This is a genomic window from Micromonospora sp. NPDC000442 (genome assembly GCF_042898635.1).
In the GTDB taxonomy this organism is placed as follows: Bacteria; Actinomycetota; Actinomycetes; order Mycobacteriales; family Micromonosporaceae; genus Micromonospora.
Window position 1 is genome coordinate 295402 of the sequence record NZ_JBIAYZ010000005.1, and the last position, 15530, is coordinate 310931.

14 protein-coding genes are annotated in these 15530 nt (G+C 71.6%); 9 read left to right on the top strand and 5 right to left on the bottom strand.

Going from position 1 to position 15530, the window contains the following annotated elements; genetic code table 11:
• The first annotated feature begins 1 nt into the window (after position 1).
• Positions 2-1093 (top strand): mannose-1-phosphate guanylyltransferase, encoded by a 1092-nt coding sequence (locus ACFY2A_RS10500; protein WP_387170503.1) that lies wholly within the window; start codon positions 2-4, stop codon positions 1091-1093.
• Here ACFY2A_RS10500 and ACFY2A_RS10505 read toward each other — a convergent pair.
• Positions 1062-1661, bottom strand: a complete 600-nt coding sequence (locus tag ACFY2A_RS10505) for an NUDIX hydrolase (RefSeq protein WP_387170730.1) — start codon at positions 1659-1661, stop codon at positions 1062-1064. The genes ACFY2A_RS10500 and ACFY2A_RS10505 overlap by 32 nt on opposite strands.
• Positions 1662-2016: 355 nt before the next feature.
• Here ACFY2A_RS10505 and ACFY2A_RS10510 point away from each other — a divergent pair, with 355 nt between their 5' ends.
• Entirely contained in the window at positions 2017-3009 is a 993-nt protein-coding gene (locus ACFY2A_RS10510) for a winged helix-turn-helix domain-containing protein (RefSeq protein ID WP_363921725.1), read from the top strand.
• Between the two features lie 279 nt (positions 3010-3288).
• On the opposite strand, the gene ACFY2A_RS10515 is transcribed toward ACFY2A_RS10510, so the two are convergent.
• Together ACFY2A_RS10515 and cofD are read right to left on the bottom strand one after the other, a co-directional pair.
• Positions 3289-4377, bottom strand: coding sequence for a coenzyme F420-0:L-glutamate ligase (locus ACFY2A_RS10515; protein WP_387170505.1), 1089 nt, complete (start codon positions 4375-4377; stop codon positions 3289-3291).
• Entirely contained in the window at positions 4374-5321 is a 948-nt protein-coding gene (gene cofD, locus ACFY2A_RS10520; RefSeq protein ID WP_387170507.1) for a 2-phospho-L-lactate transferase, read from the bottom strand. Before cofD ends, ACFY2A_RS10515 begins: the two co-directional genes overlap by 4 nt.
• 97 nt (positions 5322-5418) lie before the next feature.
• Here cofD and ACFY2A_RS10525 point away from each other — a divergent pair, with 97 nt between their 5' ends.
• The 6 genes from ACFY2A_RS10525 to ACFY2A_RS10550 all read left to right on the top strand — a co-directional run bounded on the left by ACFY2A_RS10525 (position 5419) and on the right by ACFY2A_RS10550 (position 12484).
• On the top strand, positions 5419-6618 hold the full coding sequence (locus tag ACFY2A_RS10525) for a hypothetical protein (RefSeq protein ID WP_387170509.1): 1200 nt from the start codon (positions 5419-5421) through the stop codon (positions 6616-6618).
• A gap of 104 nt (positions 6619-6722) precedes the next feature.
• The gene (locus ACFY2A_RS10530) at positions 6723-9302 is read left to right on the top strand and encodes a bifunctional FO biosynthesis protein CofGH (protein ID WP_387170511.1); all 2580 of its coding nucleotides are present in this window, start codon (positions 6723-6725) and stop codon (positions 9300-9302) included.
• Positions 9303-9456: 154 nt separating this feature from the next.
• On the top strand, positions 9457-9741 hold the full coding sequence (locus tag ACFY2A_RS10535) for a hypothetical protein (RefSeq protein ID WP_363921735.1): 285 nt from the start codon (positions 9457-9459) through the stop codon (positions 9739-9741).
• A 250-nt stretch (positions 9742-9991) separates the two neighbouring features.
• Positions 9992-11386 (top strand): DUF4331 domain-containing protein, encoded by a 1395-nt coding sequence (locus ACFY2A_RS10540; protein ID WP_387170513.1) that lies wholly within the window; start codon positions 9992-9994, stop codon positions 11384-11386.
• A gap of 16 nt (positions 11387-11402) precedes the next feature.
• Positions 11403-11753 (top strand): phospholipase, encoded by a 351-nt coding sequence (locus tag ACFY2A_RS10545; RefSeq protein ID WP_387170515.1) that lies wholly within the window; start codon positions 11403-11405, stop codon positions 11751-11753.
• Between the two features lie 473 nt (positions 11754-12226).
• Positions 12227-12484 (top strand): WhiB family transcriptional regulator, encoded by a 258-nt coding sequence (locus ACFY2A_RS10550; protein ID WP_013731688.1) that lies wholly within the window; start codon positions 12227-12229, stop codon positions 12482-12484.
• Between the two features lie 196 nt (positions 12485-12680).
• Here the strand turns inward: ACFY2A_RS10550 and ACFY2A_RS10555 are convergent, their stop codons facing one another.
• Positions 12681-13130, bottom strand: a complete 450-nt coding sequence (locus ACFY2A_RS10555) for a metallopeptidase family protein (RefSeq protein ID WP_093406503.1) — start codon at positions 13128-13130, stop codon at positions 12681-12683.
• 152 nt (positions 13131-13282) lie between these two features.
• Here ACFY2A_RS10555 and ACFY2A_RS10560 point away from each other — a divergent pair, with 152 nt between their 5' ends.
• The gene (locus tag ACFY2A_RS10560; protein WP_204011217.1) at positions 13283-13660 is read left to right on the top strand and encodes a DUF3499 domain-containing protein; all 378 of its coding nucleotides are present in this window, start codon (positions 13283-13285) and stop codon (positions 13658-13660) included.
• Between the two features lie 147 nt (positions 13661-13807).
• Here the strand turns inward: ACFY2A_RS10560 and ACFY2A_RS10565 are convergent, their stop codons facing one another.
• On the bottom strand, positions 13808-15154 hold the full coding sequence (locus ACFY2A_RS10565; RefSeq protein ID WP_387170518.1) for an aspartate aminotransferase family protein: 1347 nt from the start codon (positions 15152-15154) through the stop codon (positions 13808-13810).
• Positions 15155-15530 lie beyond the last annotated feature (376 nt).

The window sequence follows — 15530 nt, forward strand, 5'->3', positions numbered from 1 at the left end:
GGTGATCTATGTCGTCATTCCGGCCGGTGGCAGCGGCACAAGGTTGTGGCCGCTGTCCCGCGCCGGCCATCCCAAATTCCTCCACCCGTTCACCGGTACGTCCGCGTCGCTGCTCCAGGCGACGGTCGATCGGCTGGGGCCGCTGACCACCCCCGAGCGCACCATGGTGGTCACCGGGGTCGCGCACGCCGCGGCCGTGGCCCGCCAGCTGACCGGTCTGCCGGAGGAAAACATCCTGGTCGAACCGTCGCCACGGGACTCCTGCGCCGCCATCGCGCTGGCCGCGGCGGTGATCGCCGTACGCGATCCGGACGTCGTCATGGGGTCGTTCGCCGCCGACCACCTGATCGGCGACCCACAGCGATGGGTGGACACCGTCCGGGAGGCGGTCCGGGGTGCGGAGCAGGGGCTGCTGATGACGGTCGGGATCACCCCGACCCGGCCGGAGACCGGCTACGGATACCTGCGGACCGGCGAACCCGTCGGTGGCGGCCCGATGCGTCCGGTTGTCGAGTTCAAAGAGAAGCCGAGCGCGGAGGTGGCCGAGACGTACGTGCGGTCGGGCCACTATCTCTGGAACGCCGGCATGTTCGTCTGGCGGGTGTCGGCGTTCCTCGCCGAACTGGCACGGCAGCAGCCCGACCTGCACGCCGGGGTCACCGCGATCGCGGCGGCGTGGGGCACCGACGAACAGGACGACGTGCTCGGAGCGGTCTGGCCCACGCTGACGAAGATCTCCGTGGACTACGCGGTGATGGAGGGTGCGGCCGCGGCTGGCCGGGTGGCGACCGTACCCGGTGACTTCCGGTGGAACGACGTGGGTGACTTCCACACCCTCGGTGAGGTACTGCCGGCGGACACCGACGGCAACGTGGTGCTCACCGGCGACGCCAAGACCGAGGTGCTGCTGCACGACAGCAGCGGCATGGTGGTGGTGCCGCAGGCCGGCCGGCTGGTGGCCGCCGTCGGCGTACGGGACCTGATCGTGGTCGACACCGAGGACGCGTTGCTGGTCTGCCCGCGCGACCGCGCTCAGGACGTGAAGTCGATCGTGGACGAGCTCAAGAGACGGGGTGACGACAAGCTCGTCTGAAGGCTGCCAGGCCCGGTGTGACGAGCCGGGCCGTGCCGCCGGCCAGCGGATGCGGTAGGCGCTCCGGTGGGAACCAGCCGAGCGCCTCGGATTCCGCGCTGACCCGTTCCGTTGCTCCGGCCGGGGCGAACACGGCGAAGCGCACGTCGTGGTGCAGCGACCCGCCCTGGCAGGCCACCGGGTGCACGTCCACGTCGATCGGCATCGGATCGATCCGCAGACCGGTGACGCCCGACTCCTCGGTGGCCTCCCGCAACGCCGCTCCGGCCAGGGTGCGGTCGCCGGGCTCGCAGTGCCCGCCCAACTGCACCCACTTGTGGAACTTTCCGTGCAGGCAGAGCAGCACCTGGGTGCCGGTCGCGTCGAACACCAACGCGCTGGCGGTGACGTGACCGGCCCGGTGTTCGCGGCTCATCGCGATCGGTCCGGCGTCGAGCAGACCGAGGGTGCGGTCCCGGGCCACCGCCGCGTCCGGGCTGGTCGGCGTCCAGCCACTGAGCACCGCTACCGCGTCGGCGTGTAGCGCTGTCCAGCCGTCCGCGTCGCCGCGCGGGGATTCGTCCACCATTCGGGGCGTCGACAACGGCCGCTCCTCTCGTCCGTGCCAGCGTACGGGGTGCTGGTGGACCCGCCGATGCGGTGTGCGGGAGCTGGGCGGATGTGCCTGGGCTGGGCCAGCGAGATCGGGCGGCACCCCCTGCGGAATCTGAGCCGCAGACCCTCGAATGGTGCCGCCCGCTCTCGGGCACCCAGCGGGGCAAACACGTTCGACGTGCGTCGCCCCCTGTGGCACCGGAAGCATGGCGGATTCATATGACGGGCGTCGAGGTCTTTTAGCTGAGGCTTAACTGCCCGAGGCCGACGCGGCCGGGTAGAGTTCGAAGGTCGCCGGGCGCCCCCTTCGCCGGGCGATGGGAGTACCCATGCTGAAGATCCATTTCTCCGGCGAGGACATCCTCCGGACCAGGGTGGCTCCGGCGGCCGATCCGGTCTGGGAAGTGGTGCTGAGCCTGCACCTGCTGCCCGGGCGTAGCCGTGACCCGTTGCTCGCCGGTTGGCGCCGCGAGGTCTCGCGAGGGTTCCGTCGACAGGTGGACTCCGAGGCGCTGCGACTGCTGTCCACGTTGAGCCCGCCACGCGGCTACTTTCCGGACTTCCTCACCCCGTACGAGAGCGTGCGCGGTTTCGAGGCGGGGATGGAGGCGCTGCGGCGTACCCCCGTGGCGTTGCTGCAACGCGACCTGACGCTGCTCGCCAACAGCAACCGGAACCTGCCCGCCGGTGTCGCCGCCATCGCCCGGGGTGAGCCGGAGGCGCTGACCCACCTGACGGAGACGATGGGCCGCTACCGGGAGCTCGCCCTCGGCCCGTACTGGGCGCGGGTCCAGGGGGCGGTGGAGGCCGATCGTGCCCGTCGCGCTCGGGCCATGCTCGACGGCGGTGTCGAAGGGCTGCTGACCACGCTGCGGCCGGGCCTGCGCTGGGAGTCGGGCGTGCTGGAGATCCCCGCCTACCCGAGGAGCCGGGAACTTCACCTGGAGGGCCGAGGGCTGCTGCTGGTGCCGTCGTTCTTCTGTGCGAACACGCCCGTCGCGCTGCTCGACCCGGAACTACCGCCGGTGCTGGTCTACCCGGTGGACAAGCTGGGTGGGTTGACCGCGGACGCAGGCGGGGCGGACGGTACCGGCCGGGAGGCGCTGGCCGCGTTGCTCGGTCGTACCCGCGCGGCGGTGCTAGCCGCAAGCGACGACGGCTGTACCACCGGCGAGTTGGCGCGCCGGCTGCGCATCTCGGCAGCCGCGGCCAGCCAGCACACCACGGTGCTGCGGAACGCCGGCCTGCTGGTCAGCCACCGTGACCGCAACACCGTCCTGCACACCCTCACCCCACTAGGCCGCGCCGTCCTCAACCCCTGACCCCCCAACCCCCACCCCCAACCCCAACCCAACCCCCACCCACCCCCCACCCCACCCACCCCACCGCCGGTCCGTTGATCATGAGGTTATTGCTTGTGAGAGCGCTTTCCGAAGCGAATAACTTCATGATCAACCTGGGCGGGGGCCTGGTATCGCCATTCTGGAGATGCCCGACCGGTCTTGGCGTGGGTACGCGACGGGCCGCCCTCCACCAGGGCAGGGCAGGGCCGGGCCGGGCAGGAGAGGGTGGGGTGGGGTGGGGCGGGGTGGGGTGGGGGTTTAGAGGGCGAGGGTGGCGGCGGCGGTGGTGCCGCTGGGTGGGGGGAGGAGTTGGGTGGGGACGCCGGCTGCCGCGAGGGCGGTGCGCAGGCGTTGCACGTCGGTGCCGAAGCGGACCAGTTGGACCGGGCCCACCGGGGTGGGTGGGGAACAGAGCACCAGGCCGGTCGCCTGGGCCGGCCAACCCGGCACGATGGGGACCAGCGCAGCGCGTACCTCGTCGTCGGTCACCTGGGTGAAGACCGTGCCGGGCGCGATCACACCGGCGACCGCGGTGATCGCCCGGTCGACGGCGGCCGGGTCGGGTGCGGTTTCGCCCGGCTGGTCCGGCAGGGTGGCGGCGGCCGCCAACCCGGCCGCCTTCGCCTCCGCGGTGCCGAGCGAGAACAGGTCCATCGAGGCGTCCCGGACCAGGACCCCGGCGCCCTCGCCGTCAACCGACAGCGGTGGCGTCAGGTAACCGCGGATCACCGCGACCGGCATCTGATCACACTTGCCCTTGATCAGTTCGCCCGCCGCGGCCAGCTCGTCGACCACCGCCATCTGGGTCAGCACCAGTTCGTTGCCGTACGGGTCGACCTCGCCCCGGTGGTCACGGATGGCCTCCATCCCGGCGACGCCGAGGGCCACGTCGGTCAGCCCGTTGCGCCAGGGGCGACCCATGGTGTCGCTGACGACGACCGCGACGTCCACGCCGTACCGGTCGCGCAGGCCGGCGCGGAGTGCGCGGGCCGAGGCGTCCGGGTCTTCCGGCAGCAGCACCAGCCGGGTCTTGTCGACGTTCGACGCGTCGATTCCGGCGGCGGCCATCACGAAGCCGTGGCGGGTCTGCACGATCCGGGTCGGGCCGCGCGACGCCACCACCCGTACCGTCTCCGCCGCCAGCACCTCGTCCCGGACGGCCTGCCGATCCGGACCGTCGGCGGGTACGTCGACCAGCCGTCCCTCGGCCTTGGAGATGATCTTGCTGGTCACCACCAGCACATCGCCGTCGCGCAGCCAGGGCGCCGCGCTTCCGATCAGGACCGCGAGGTCGTCACCCTCGGTCACGTGCCCGATGCCGGGCACCGGCATGATCTCCAGTCTCACGTCAGCTCCACCGCGGCGCGGACCATCGCCGCCGTCGCCGTCTCGTCGGTCATCCGCAGCGGAACCGCGCGGACCGTCACGTCCGGCACCACCGTTTCGGCGTCCTCCTCGGCCACCAACCAACCGTCGAGCAGCCCTCCGGTGGCCCGGCCTCCGTACAGCCCACCGACGCCGCCGGCGGAGCACTCCACGCCGACGACCGCCAGGCAGCGGTCGGCCATGCCGCGTACCGGCGCGCCACCGATGATCGGCGAAACGCCCACCACCGGGGCGGGACCGTCCGTCAGCGCCTCGCGCAGGCCCGGTACGGCCAGGATCGGCGCGATGCTGACCACCGGGTTGCTCGGCGCCACGAGCACCACGTCGGCTCCGGTGATCGCCTCCGTCACGCCGGGTGCCGGCTGCGCCGACTCCGCTCCCACGAAGACGAACCGGTGGGTCGGAATCTGCGCCCGGTACCGCACCCACCATTCCTGGAAGTGGATCGCCCGCTGGCCACCGTCGAGGTCCGCGACCGCGTGCGTCTCCAGGCGGTCGTCGGTCGCCGGCAGCAGGCGTACGCCGGGCTGCCAGCGGGTCGCCAGTGCCTCGGTGACCTGGTGCAGCGGATAGCCGGCGTCGAGCATGGTGGTGCGGACCAGGTGGGTGGCGATGTCCCGGTCACCCAGCCCGAACCAGCTCGGCTCGGCGCCGTACGCCGCCAGCTCGTCCTTGACCGTCCAGCTCTCGTCGACGCGCCCCCAGCCCCGCTGCGGGTCGGCACCGCCGCCGAGGGTGTACAGCACGCTGTCCATGTCCGGGCAGATCCGGAGCCCGTGCAGCCGTAGGTCGTCGCCGACGTTGACCACGGCGGTCACCTCGGCACCCACCTCGCGGGCGTACGCCCGCACCCCCAGCAGGAACCGGGCACCGCCGATTCCGCCGGTCAGAACCACGATGCGCATCCGCCCATCCTCGCCTACGTGACGCCTCCGGCAGCCAGGTGCCCCGGGAGACTAGGCTCACGTCGGCATCTGTCCGCTTTCGCCCCAGGGAGAGTTCGTGACCGGCCCCGCCGAGCCCCCGCCCACCGACCAGACCCCGGCCCGTCAGGTGACCGGGCCGCTGCGTGAACTCGTCGCTCTCGTGCTCCTGGGCGCGAACGCCGTCTTCCTCTTCGTGGGGCTGATCCGGCTGCTGACCCCGCAGGGCGCCTACAGCACGGTGACCGGGCGTGCCGCCAGTTCGTTCTTCGCCTTCATCGGCATCGAGGCGGTCGTCCTGCCGGTGCTGGCGGTACTGCTGGCCACGCATCTCGCCCCGACCGTCGGACGGGCGAAACTGATCACGCAGGTGGCGCTGATCGAGTACGCGGTCAGTGCCGTGCTCGGCGGTCTGACCCTGCTGATCTGGGTGGTCGGCCGGCTGGCCGAGGCGCAGCTCTTCGACGCCATGACCGGCCTGCTCACCCGGGTCGCCTGGGTGGCGCTGTTCGCGGCGGCGGCCTATGTGGTCTGGAGCGTGTGGCAGCGGCTCTACCACGTGCCCCGGCCCAAGCCCGAGCCCGGCCTGTACGGCACGCCGCAGCAGGGCTGGCCGCAGCCGGGAGGCCCGGGTCAGTTCGGTGGCCAGCCCGGTCAGCAGGGCGGCGGTTGGGTGCCGCCCGGCCAGTCGGGCAGTTGGCCGGGTGCCGACCGGCCCGCCGGCTATCCGGCCGGCTACCCCGGCACCGGACACCCCGGGGCGGGGCAGCCGAATCAGTCCGGTCCCGGCCAGTTCGGCGGCTACCCGGCGGGCGGCACGACCCAGGGCCACCCCGGCGGTCAGGGCCACCCCGGCAGCCAGGGCCACGCCGGCGGTCAGCCGGGCTGGCCGGTCGCCGGCCAGGCACCCTCCGCCGGCGGGTCGGCGGAGTCCCCGCACACCTGGCCGCCGCACGGTCAGCCGGCGGTGCCACCGCAGTCGGCGGCACCGTCCTCGCCGGCCGCACCGCCGTTCGGGCAGCCGGCCTCGGCCGACCCGACCCAGAGCATCCCGCGTCAGGGCGACCCGGCCGGGAGCATGCCGCGTCAGGGTGGCGTGGCTGGGAGCGTCGAACGCCAGGGTGCCGAGCCGACCCAGGCGATCCCGCATCAGAGTGCTGAGCCGACCCAGGCGATCCCGCGGCCGGGCGATGGTGAGGCCGGCCCGTCGGTTTCCCGGCCGGGCGACGGAGATGCCGACCGTACCCAGCGGATCGATCCGGGCGACCAGCCCGGCTGAGCGACCGCAGGCATCGGGCCGCGCCAGGTTCGCTGTCCGCGAGGGTACGTGCGGTTGCCCACGGGCGGGGGGCCGGACCGGGCCGCAGCGCATAGGCTGAGCGAATGGTTGATCAGAGCGAGCGCAGGCCGGGTGACGGGGGCGTACGGCGGGCACTGCGCCGCGCCGCCACCGGGCGGGCGCTCGACGTCGACGAGGCGTCGACCCTGCTGACCGCCCGGGGCGCGGCCCTGGAGGAGTTGCTCGGCATCGCCGGTGCGATCCGTGACGCGGGTCTGCGGGACGCCGGCCGGCCCGGCGTGGTGACGTACTCGAAGAAGGTCTTCATTCCGCTGACCCGGCTCTGCCGGGACCGCTGCCACTACTGCACGTTCGCCACGGTGCCGCACCGGCTGCCGGCGGCCTTCCTCGACCGCGACGAGGTGCTGGCCATCGCCCGGGCCGGTGCGGCACAGGGCTGCAAGGAGGCCCTGTTCACCCTCGGTGACCGACCGGAGGAGCGCTGGCCGGCCGCCCGGCAGTGGCTGGAGGAACGCGGCTACGGGTCCACTCTGGATTACGTACGGGCCTGCGCCGTGGCGGTGCTGGAGGAGACCGGCCTGCTGCCGCACCTGAACCCGGGCGTGCTCTCCTGGGCGGAGTTGCAACGGCTCAAGCCGGTGGCGCCGAGCATGGGGATGATGCTGGAGACCACGGCCACCCGGCTGTGGTCCGAGCCCGGCGGCCCGCACTACGGCTCACCGGACAAGGAACCGGCGGTGCGGTTGCGGGTGCTCGACGACGCCGGACGGGTCGGCGTCCCGTTCACCACCGGCATCCTGATCGGCATCGGCGAGACCCTCACCGAGCGGGTCGACGCGATCTTCGCGATGCGGCGCACCCACCGCGAGTACGGCCACCTCCAGGAGGTGATCGTGCAGAATTTCCGGGCGAAGCCGGACACGGCGATGCGTGGGATGCCCGACGCCGAGCTGCACGACCTCGCGGCCACCGTGGCGGTGGCCCGGGTGCTGCTGGGCCCGAAAGCCCGCATCCAGGCGCCACCGAACCTGATCGCCGGCGAGTACGACCTGCTGCTGCGGGCCGGCATCGACGACTGGGGCGGTGTCTCACCGGTGACCCCGGATCACGTCAACCCGGAGCGCCCCTGGCCGCAGCTCGACGAACTGGCTTCCCGTACCGCGGCGGCCGGCTTCACCCTGCGGGAACGGTTGACCGTCTACCCGGAGTACGTCCAGGCCGGCGAGCCGTGGCTGGACGCACGACTGCTGCCGCACGTGACCGCGCTGGCCGATCCGGCGACCGGGCTGGCGGTTGAGACGGCTCGTCCGGTCGGTCGGCCGTGGCAGGAGCCCGACGAGACCTTCGGCGGACGGACCGACCTGCACGCCACCATCGACACCGCGGGGCGTACGGACGACCGTCGGGGCGACTTCGACCACGTCTACGGTGACTGGGCCGAGGTGGCCGCGAAGGCGGCGGTGCCTCCGGCGCGGGCGGGTGTCGAGGATGGTCCGGCACCGGAGGCGGGGTCCGCTGTCCGGGCCGGCCGCCAGGCCGCCGCCGGCTCCGGCGACGCCGACCTGCGGGTCGGGTTGCGGTTGGCCGCCGAGGATCCGGCGGCGCTGCTGGAGCCCCGGCACACCGACGCCGCACTGGCGCTGTTCGGCGCGGACGGACAGGCGCTGGACGAGCTGTGCCGCACCGCCGACGAGCTGCGCCGCTCCGCCGTGGGTGACGACGTGACCTACGTGGTCAACCGCAACATCAACTTCTCCAACGTCTGCTACGTGGGCTGCCGATTCTGCGCCTTCGCCCAGCGGGAACGGGACGCCGACGCGTACCGGCTCTCGGTGGAGCAGGTCGCGGACCGGGCGCAGGAGGCGTGGGAGGCCGGTGCCGGCGAGGTCTGCCTCCAGGGCGGCATCGACCCGAAGCTGCCGGTGACGATCTACGCCGACCTGGTCCGGGCGATCAAGGCCCGGGTACCCGAGATGCATGTGCACGCCTTCTCGCCGATGGAGATCGTCACCGCTGCCGCCAAGGCCGGTGTGTCCGTGCGGGAGTGGCTGGCCGGGCTGCGCGAGGCGGGACTGGACACCATCCCGGGCACCGCGGCGGAGATCCTCGACGACGAGGTGCGTTGGGTGCTCACCAAGGGCAAGCTGCCGACCGCCGCCTGGGTGGAGGTGGTCAGCACGGCCCACGAGCTGGGCATCCGGTCCAGCTCGACGATGATGTACGGCCATGTCGACCATCCCGCACACTGGCTGGCGCACTTCCGGGTGCTGGCCGGGGTGCAGGACCGTACCGGCGGGTTCACCGAGTTCGTGGCGCTGCCGTTCGTGCACACCAACGCCCCGATCTACCTCGCCGGCATCGCCCGGCCCGGCCCGACGTGGCGGGAGAACCGGGTGGTGCACGCGATGGCGCGGGTGCTGTTGCACGGCCGGATCGACAACATCCAGTGCTCCTGGGTGAAGCTGGGCGACGCCGGCACCGCGGAGCTGCTGCGCAGCGGCTGCAACGACCTGGGCGGCACGCTGATGGAGGAGACCATCTCGCGGATGGCCGGCTCCGGCAACGGGTCGGCGCGCACCGAGGAACAGTTGCGGGCCATCGCGGCGGCGGCGGGCCGACCGACGCGTAGGCGTACGACCGCGTACGGTCACATCACGGCCTAGCGTCGAACCTTCGCCCGCCGCCGGACGTACCTGTCGATGCCGGCGGCGGCACGGCGAGGACCGCCGCCGGCACCCCTCTCGGGGGCCCGGCGGTCTGTCGTGACCCCCGTCCGTCATCGCGGGCGCCTGCGCGCCGCCGCCGGAAAGGTTGGTCATGATCACTGAGAAGCGTAAGCGGCGTTGGCCGAAACTGACCCGCCGCCAGACGATCACCGCCGCGGCCAGTGCCACCCTCGGCGCCGCCGCGCTCGCGGTGCCGGGGCTGTCCCTGGCCGGTGACGGCGACGACAAGGCGGCGGCCGGCCCCGACGAGACGATCGTCGTACATCTGCGTGACGCCCGGTCCGGCACCATGGACGTGTTCGTCGGCCAGTCCCGCATCGAGGTGCGTGACCGTGGCCTGGCGGACCGGCTGCGTCGCGCCGCCGCCCGGCGCTGAGCCCGTGCCCGTCCGACCCTGCGTCGCAGCGCTAGCCGACTCGCCCGCCGTCCTGCGTGCCGTCGCCGTGCGTGCCGTCTCGGAAGTCGCGCCCTGCGCGCCGAGGCGGAGCCGGTTGCCGCGTTCCAGCCATCAGCGTTGAGCGCTTCCGCCGCCCCGCCGTAGCGAGCGGTCCGGCGTCCTCGGTGCGGGCCCCGGTGCCCGGCCGACCATCCCGATTGACTCTTTCGCCCAGTGAGGTGGGTCCGTCATGTCTTCACACCGCGAGGCACCGGAGATCGCCAAGGATCCGGTCGCCGATTCATCCGACCTGTACGCCTTCGTCACCCCGGACCGCCCGGAAACGGTGACGCTGATCGCCAACTACGTGCCGTTGCAGCTACCCTCCGGCGGCCCGAACTTCTTCGAGTTCGGCGACGACGTGCGGTACGAGATCCACATCGACAACGACGGTGACGGGCGGCCGGACGTCACCTACCGCTTCGAATTCACCACCGAGATCACCAATCCGAACAGTTTTCTCTACAACACCGGGCCGATCGACGCGCTGGACAGCGAGAACTGGAACCGTCGGCAGTTCTACAGTCTGACCCGGATCGTTGGCGGCCGAGAGCAGCGGCTGGCCCGTAAGCTGCCCTGCCCGCCGTGCAACGTGGGCCCACTGTCCACACCGGACTACGGCGACCTGGTCCGTCAGGCGACCTTCTCGCTCTCCACCGGCGAGAAGGTCTTCGCCGGTCAGCGTGCCGACGGCTTCTTCGTGGACCTGGGTGCGATCTTCGACCTCGGTACGCTGCGGCCGTTCCAGCAGTTGCACGTCGCCGGCAAGAAGATCTTCAAAGAGGCCGGTGAGCCGGTCAACGCGACCGACCGGTTGAACGTGCACAGCCTGGCGTTGCAGGTGCCGGTGGAGCGGCTGCGCCGTCGCGCCGACCGGTACCACTGGCAGGAACCCGCCTCGGTCATCGGGGTGTGGACCTCGGCGTCCCGCCGGCAGGTGCGGGTGCTCGGCGACCGGCTGGCGGCGGACACCAACGCCGGGCCGTTCACGCAGGTGTCCAGGTTGGGCAACCCGTTGTTCAACGAGGTCATCGTGCCGATGGCGCAGAAGGATCTGTGGAACACCCTGCCGCCGTCGGAGGACAAGCGGTTCGCGCAGTTCGTCGAGCGGCCGGAACTTGCCGCCCTGCTGCCGGTGCTCTACCCGGACGTCTTCCCCAACCTGGACAAGCTGAACAGGTCGAAGAAGGCCCGAGCCGACCTGGTCGCCATTCTGCTGACCGGCATCCCGGAGGGGCTGATCGACGGCTTCACCAACAGCACCGGGGACGTGCAGGCCGACATGCTCCGGCTGAACACCGCGATCCCGCCGGCCCGCCGGCCGAACCGGTTCGGTGTGCTCGGCGGCGATCTCGCGGGCTTCCCGAACGGCCGGCGGGTGACCGACGACGTGGTGACCATCGCGCTGCGCGCCATCGCGGGGCTGACCGTGCCGCTGGTGGACCGGAAGTTCCAGCCGGACGAGGCGGCGGGAGCGGTGACGCCGGGACTGAGCGCAGCGGACGTGACCGCGCCGTTCCTGCGCAAGTTCCCGTTCCTCGGTACGCCCTACGACGGGTTCAACAACCCGTCGGCGGAATCCTGAGCCGAAGGTGGTGGAGATGAGCGGACACGAGCATGCACACACGTACGGCCCCTCGGGAACCGGGACGGTCGTCCTCGACCTGGGCGGAGACACCGGTGCCTTGATCATCTACACCGGACGACAATTGCTCGGCCGGGAGATCGAGGTGAGTCGGGCCGACCGGGACGGTGACCCCCGGACGCACTCCGCCGTACGCGAGCATCGGGTCCGGGACGGTACGTTCCACAGTGCTGTCTACCCGGACCTCCCGGCGGGAGTCTATACCGTTTGGTGGGACAGCGACACGCCCGTCGGGTCGGTCACCGTGACCGGTGGCGTGGTCGCTGAATTCGCCTTGCCTACCAGCCTGACCCCGTCAGCCGACTGACCCGCCAGAGCTTCCGTCTACCGCGTTCCGTCCACTATGTGGGCGGGACGCGGTCGTCGTTCACCCGCTCGGCGGGCAGGGTTGGCGAAGTCGGGATAACCTTGCCCATCAAGATCAACGGATCTTGATGGGCGGCTTCCTCGGCGTCGACGCGAGGCCCGATCGCTCCGGCGGCGCTCGGCGCGCCACGGGAGAAAACCCGGGCAACTCGCCGGGGAGGGCGTTACTCGGCCGGGGTCTGAATCGATAGGGCAGGGCGAGACCGGGTGGTACCGACGGCCGTCCGGGACGCGTGTCGGGAGGGCGACTCCATTATCAAGTTTGGCTTGACGGCGCACGCATTACACGCGTGTAATTTGAATGGGGTTGTTCGCACGGAACGCACGATAACGGGACCGGACGGACAAAAGCACGCCTTTCGCGTGGGGGGTTGCAGCGGCGACGACGCCGGTGCGCGACAAGGAGGCAACTGAATGGACGGCCAGCTCGAGGCGGCCGACCTGCTCGGAAACGCGCCGGAGTGGCAGGAGCGGGCCCTGTGCTCGCAGACCGATCCGGAGGCGTTCTTCCCCGAGAAGGGCGGCTCGACCCGCGAGGCGAAGCGCATCTGCTCGCGGTGCGAGGTGAAGACGGAATGCCTCGAATACGCTCTCGGCCACGACGAGCGGTTCGGGATCTGGGGTGGGCTCTCCGAACGGGAGCGGCGCAAGCTCAAGCGCCGGGCGGCCTGATCCGACGTGGGGCGGGGCGGTTGGGGGCCGTCCCACCCGGCGCGGGTCCTGGCCGGGCGTCCGGATTTCAGCGTGGGTCGGGGCGGTTGGGGGGCCACCCCCTCCCGGCGCGGCGGCTTGGCTCGGCGCGCGGACGGCCGGCGGAGATTTCCGGGGGCGGGCCGTGTTGAACGGTCGGCGGTCGCTCCGGCCGCGATCAGGCCAACTCGTCCGGGTCGACGCCGAGCAGGTTCGCCACCTGCTCGATGATGACATCGTGGACCAGATCGGCGAGATCCTCCCGGTCCATCGCCCGAAATTCCAGGGGTCGCCGGTACAACACGATCCGCGGCGGGACCTCCTGGCGGCCGGGTCGCCCGGGCAGCAGCCGGGCCAGCGGCACCTCGCCGTCTTCCAGCACGTCGGAGTCGTAGACGTTCAGATCGGGCGGGACGTCCTCGACGGCGAACTCGACCCCGGCCAGTTCCTTGGCGAACCGGCGCTCCAGCGTCTCGACAGTGTCCAGCACCAGGTCGTCGAAGATCTCCGCCTTGGTCCGCGCCAGCGGCACGGTGGCCGGCACCAGCCGCCCACGCAGACCGCGTCCGTGCCGGTCGCGGTGCGCCCGCCGGCCGGTGCCGGGGCGGCGGTTCTCCGGGCTCGTCATGAGCCAAAGAGTAGCTTCCGGTCAGCTCCTGGCCGCGTCAGCGGCGACCACGTGGCGCGTTGCGGCACCGGACGAGAAATGTGATCACCAAGACGGGCGTGTCGTAACGCGAAGCGGTGCGCCGGAGCCGGTAATGGAGATACCCTGCGCCGGTGAGGTCACCACGGCGCTGCTCCCGCAACGGCTGCCCCCGGCAAGCGGTCGCCACGCTGACCTATGTCTACAACGAGTCGACCGCCGTGGTGGGCCCGCTGGCCGCCTTCGCCGAGCCGCACACGTACGACCTCTGTGAGCCGCACGCCCGCAGTCTGACCGCACCGCGCGGTTGGGAGGTTGTCCGGCACGAGGGCGAGTTCGAGCCGCCGCCGCCCACCACGGACGACCTGGTGGCCCTGGCCGAGGCGGTCCGCGAGGCCGCCCGCCCCGCCCCCCGCCCGCCCCAGGACGACCAGAACCACCCCACCGCACCCCCCGCCGGTTCCCCCACCTCGCGCCGCGGCCACCTCCGCGTAATCCCCCCCACCCACTGACCCCCCACGGCCCCCCGTGCGCCCCCCGCGCCCTCCTGCCGCGCCCCCGCGCCCTCCTGCCGTGAGTTGATCATGAGGTTAGCGGCGTTCTCGATCTCTAGAACTGCCGCTAACCTCATGATCAACGCGGGTGGTTGGGTGTGGGGGTTAGAGGCGGGACCAGGCGTCGGTGAGTACGGTTCGCAGGATCTGTTCGATCTCGTCGAACTGGTGCTGGCCGGCGATCAGCGGCGGGGCGAGCTGCACCACCGGGTCGCCCCGGTCGTCGGCGCGGCAGTAGAGGCCGGCGTCGAACAGGGCGTTGGAGAGGAAGCCGCGCAGCAGCCGCTCCGACTCGACCCCGTCGAACGTCTCCCGGGTCGTCTTGTCCTTGACCAGCTCGATGCCGTAGAAGTAGCCGTCGCCCCGGACATCGCCGACGATCGGCAGGTCGTGCAGCTTCTCCAGGGTGGCGCGGAACGCCGACTCGTTGGCGCGTACGTGCCCGATCAAGTCCTCCCGGTCGAAGACCTCCAGGTTGGCCAGGGCCACCGCGCAGGAGACCGGGTGACCGCCGAAGGTCACGCCGTGGGCGAACATGCCGGTCTCGGTCAGGAACGGCTCCATCAACCGGTCGCTGGCGATCATCGCGCCGAGCGGGGCGTAGCCCGAGGTGATGCCCTTGGCGGTGGTGATGATGTCGGGCTGGTAGCCGTAGCGCCGGGCGCCGAAGTACTCGCCGAGCCGGCCCCACGAGCAGATCACCTCGTCGCTGACCAGCAGCACGTCGTACGCGTCGCAGATCTCCCGTACCCGCTCGAAGTAGCCGGGCGGCGGCGGGAAGCAGCCGCCCGAGTTCTGTACCGGCTCCAGGAAGACCGCCGCCACGGTGTCCGGCCCCTCCCGCTCGATGGCGCGGCCGATCTCCTCGGCGGCCCACCGGCCGAACGCCACCGGATCGTCGCCGTGCTCCGGTGCCCGGTAGAAGTTCGTGTTCGGCACCTTGATGCCACCCGGCACCAGCGGCTCGAAGTCGGTCTTGATGCCGGGCAGGCCGGTGATCGACAGGGCGCCCATCGAGGTCCCGTGGTACGCGATGTACCGACTGACCACCTTGTGCTTGGTCGGCTTGCCGACCCGCTTGAAGTACGCGCGGGCCAGCTTCCAGGCCGCTTCGACCGCCTCGGAACCACCGGTGGTGAAGAAGACCCGGTTCAGGTCGCCGGGGGTGAGTGCGGCGATCTTCTCGGCCAGCTCCACCGCCTTCGGGTGGGCGTACGACCAGAGCGGGAAGTAGGCCAGCTCGCCGGCCTGCTTCGCGGCGGCCTCGGCCAGCTCGGTGCGCCCGTGTCCGGCGTTGACCACGAACAGCCCGGCCAGCCCGTCCAGGTAGCGGCGGCCCTGCGCATCCCAGACGTACGCGCCTTCGCCGCGCACGATCGTCGGCACCTCCGCGGCGGAGTAGCTCGCCATCCGGGTGAAGTGCATCCAGAGGTGGTCGGTGGCGTTGGCCATGTCAGCCCCATCGGGTCTCGGGCCGGTCAGGGGTCACCGGCCGCTCGTGCCACGGTTATCCCACAGTCTCACGCCTCAAAGCAAGTGCTATCGGTTGGGGAACGGCGCTTACGCAACGGATTTGATGTTCCTGGACGGCTTTAGGCAACGGAATTCGCACTACGCCCGGCCGGTCCTCTGCGCCCCGACCGAACCCCGGCGGCCGTCGCTGGCCCAGCCGGGACGTTGCCGGCGTGCTCGGGTGCGGCGCTCGGGTCTGGTAGCTCCTGCGCGCCCTTTGCTCTGCTTCACCGGACGCACAGGATTCCGGCGGGAATCGTTGCGTGGGTTGAAGCAGAGCAAAGGGAGTGAGGTGAAGTGGGGTGGGGCGGGGTGG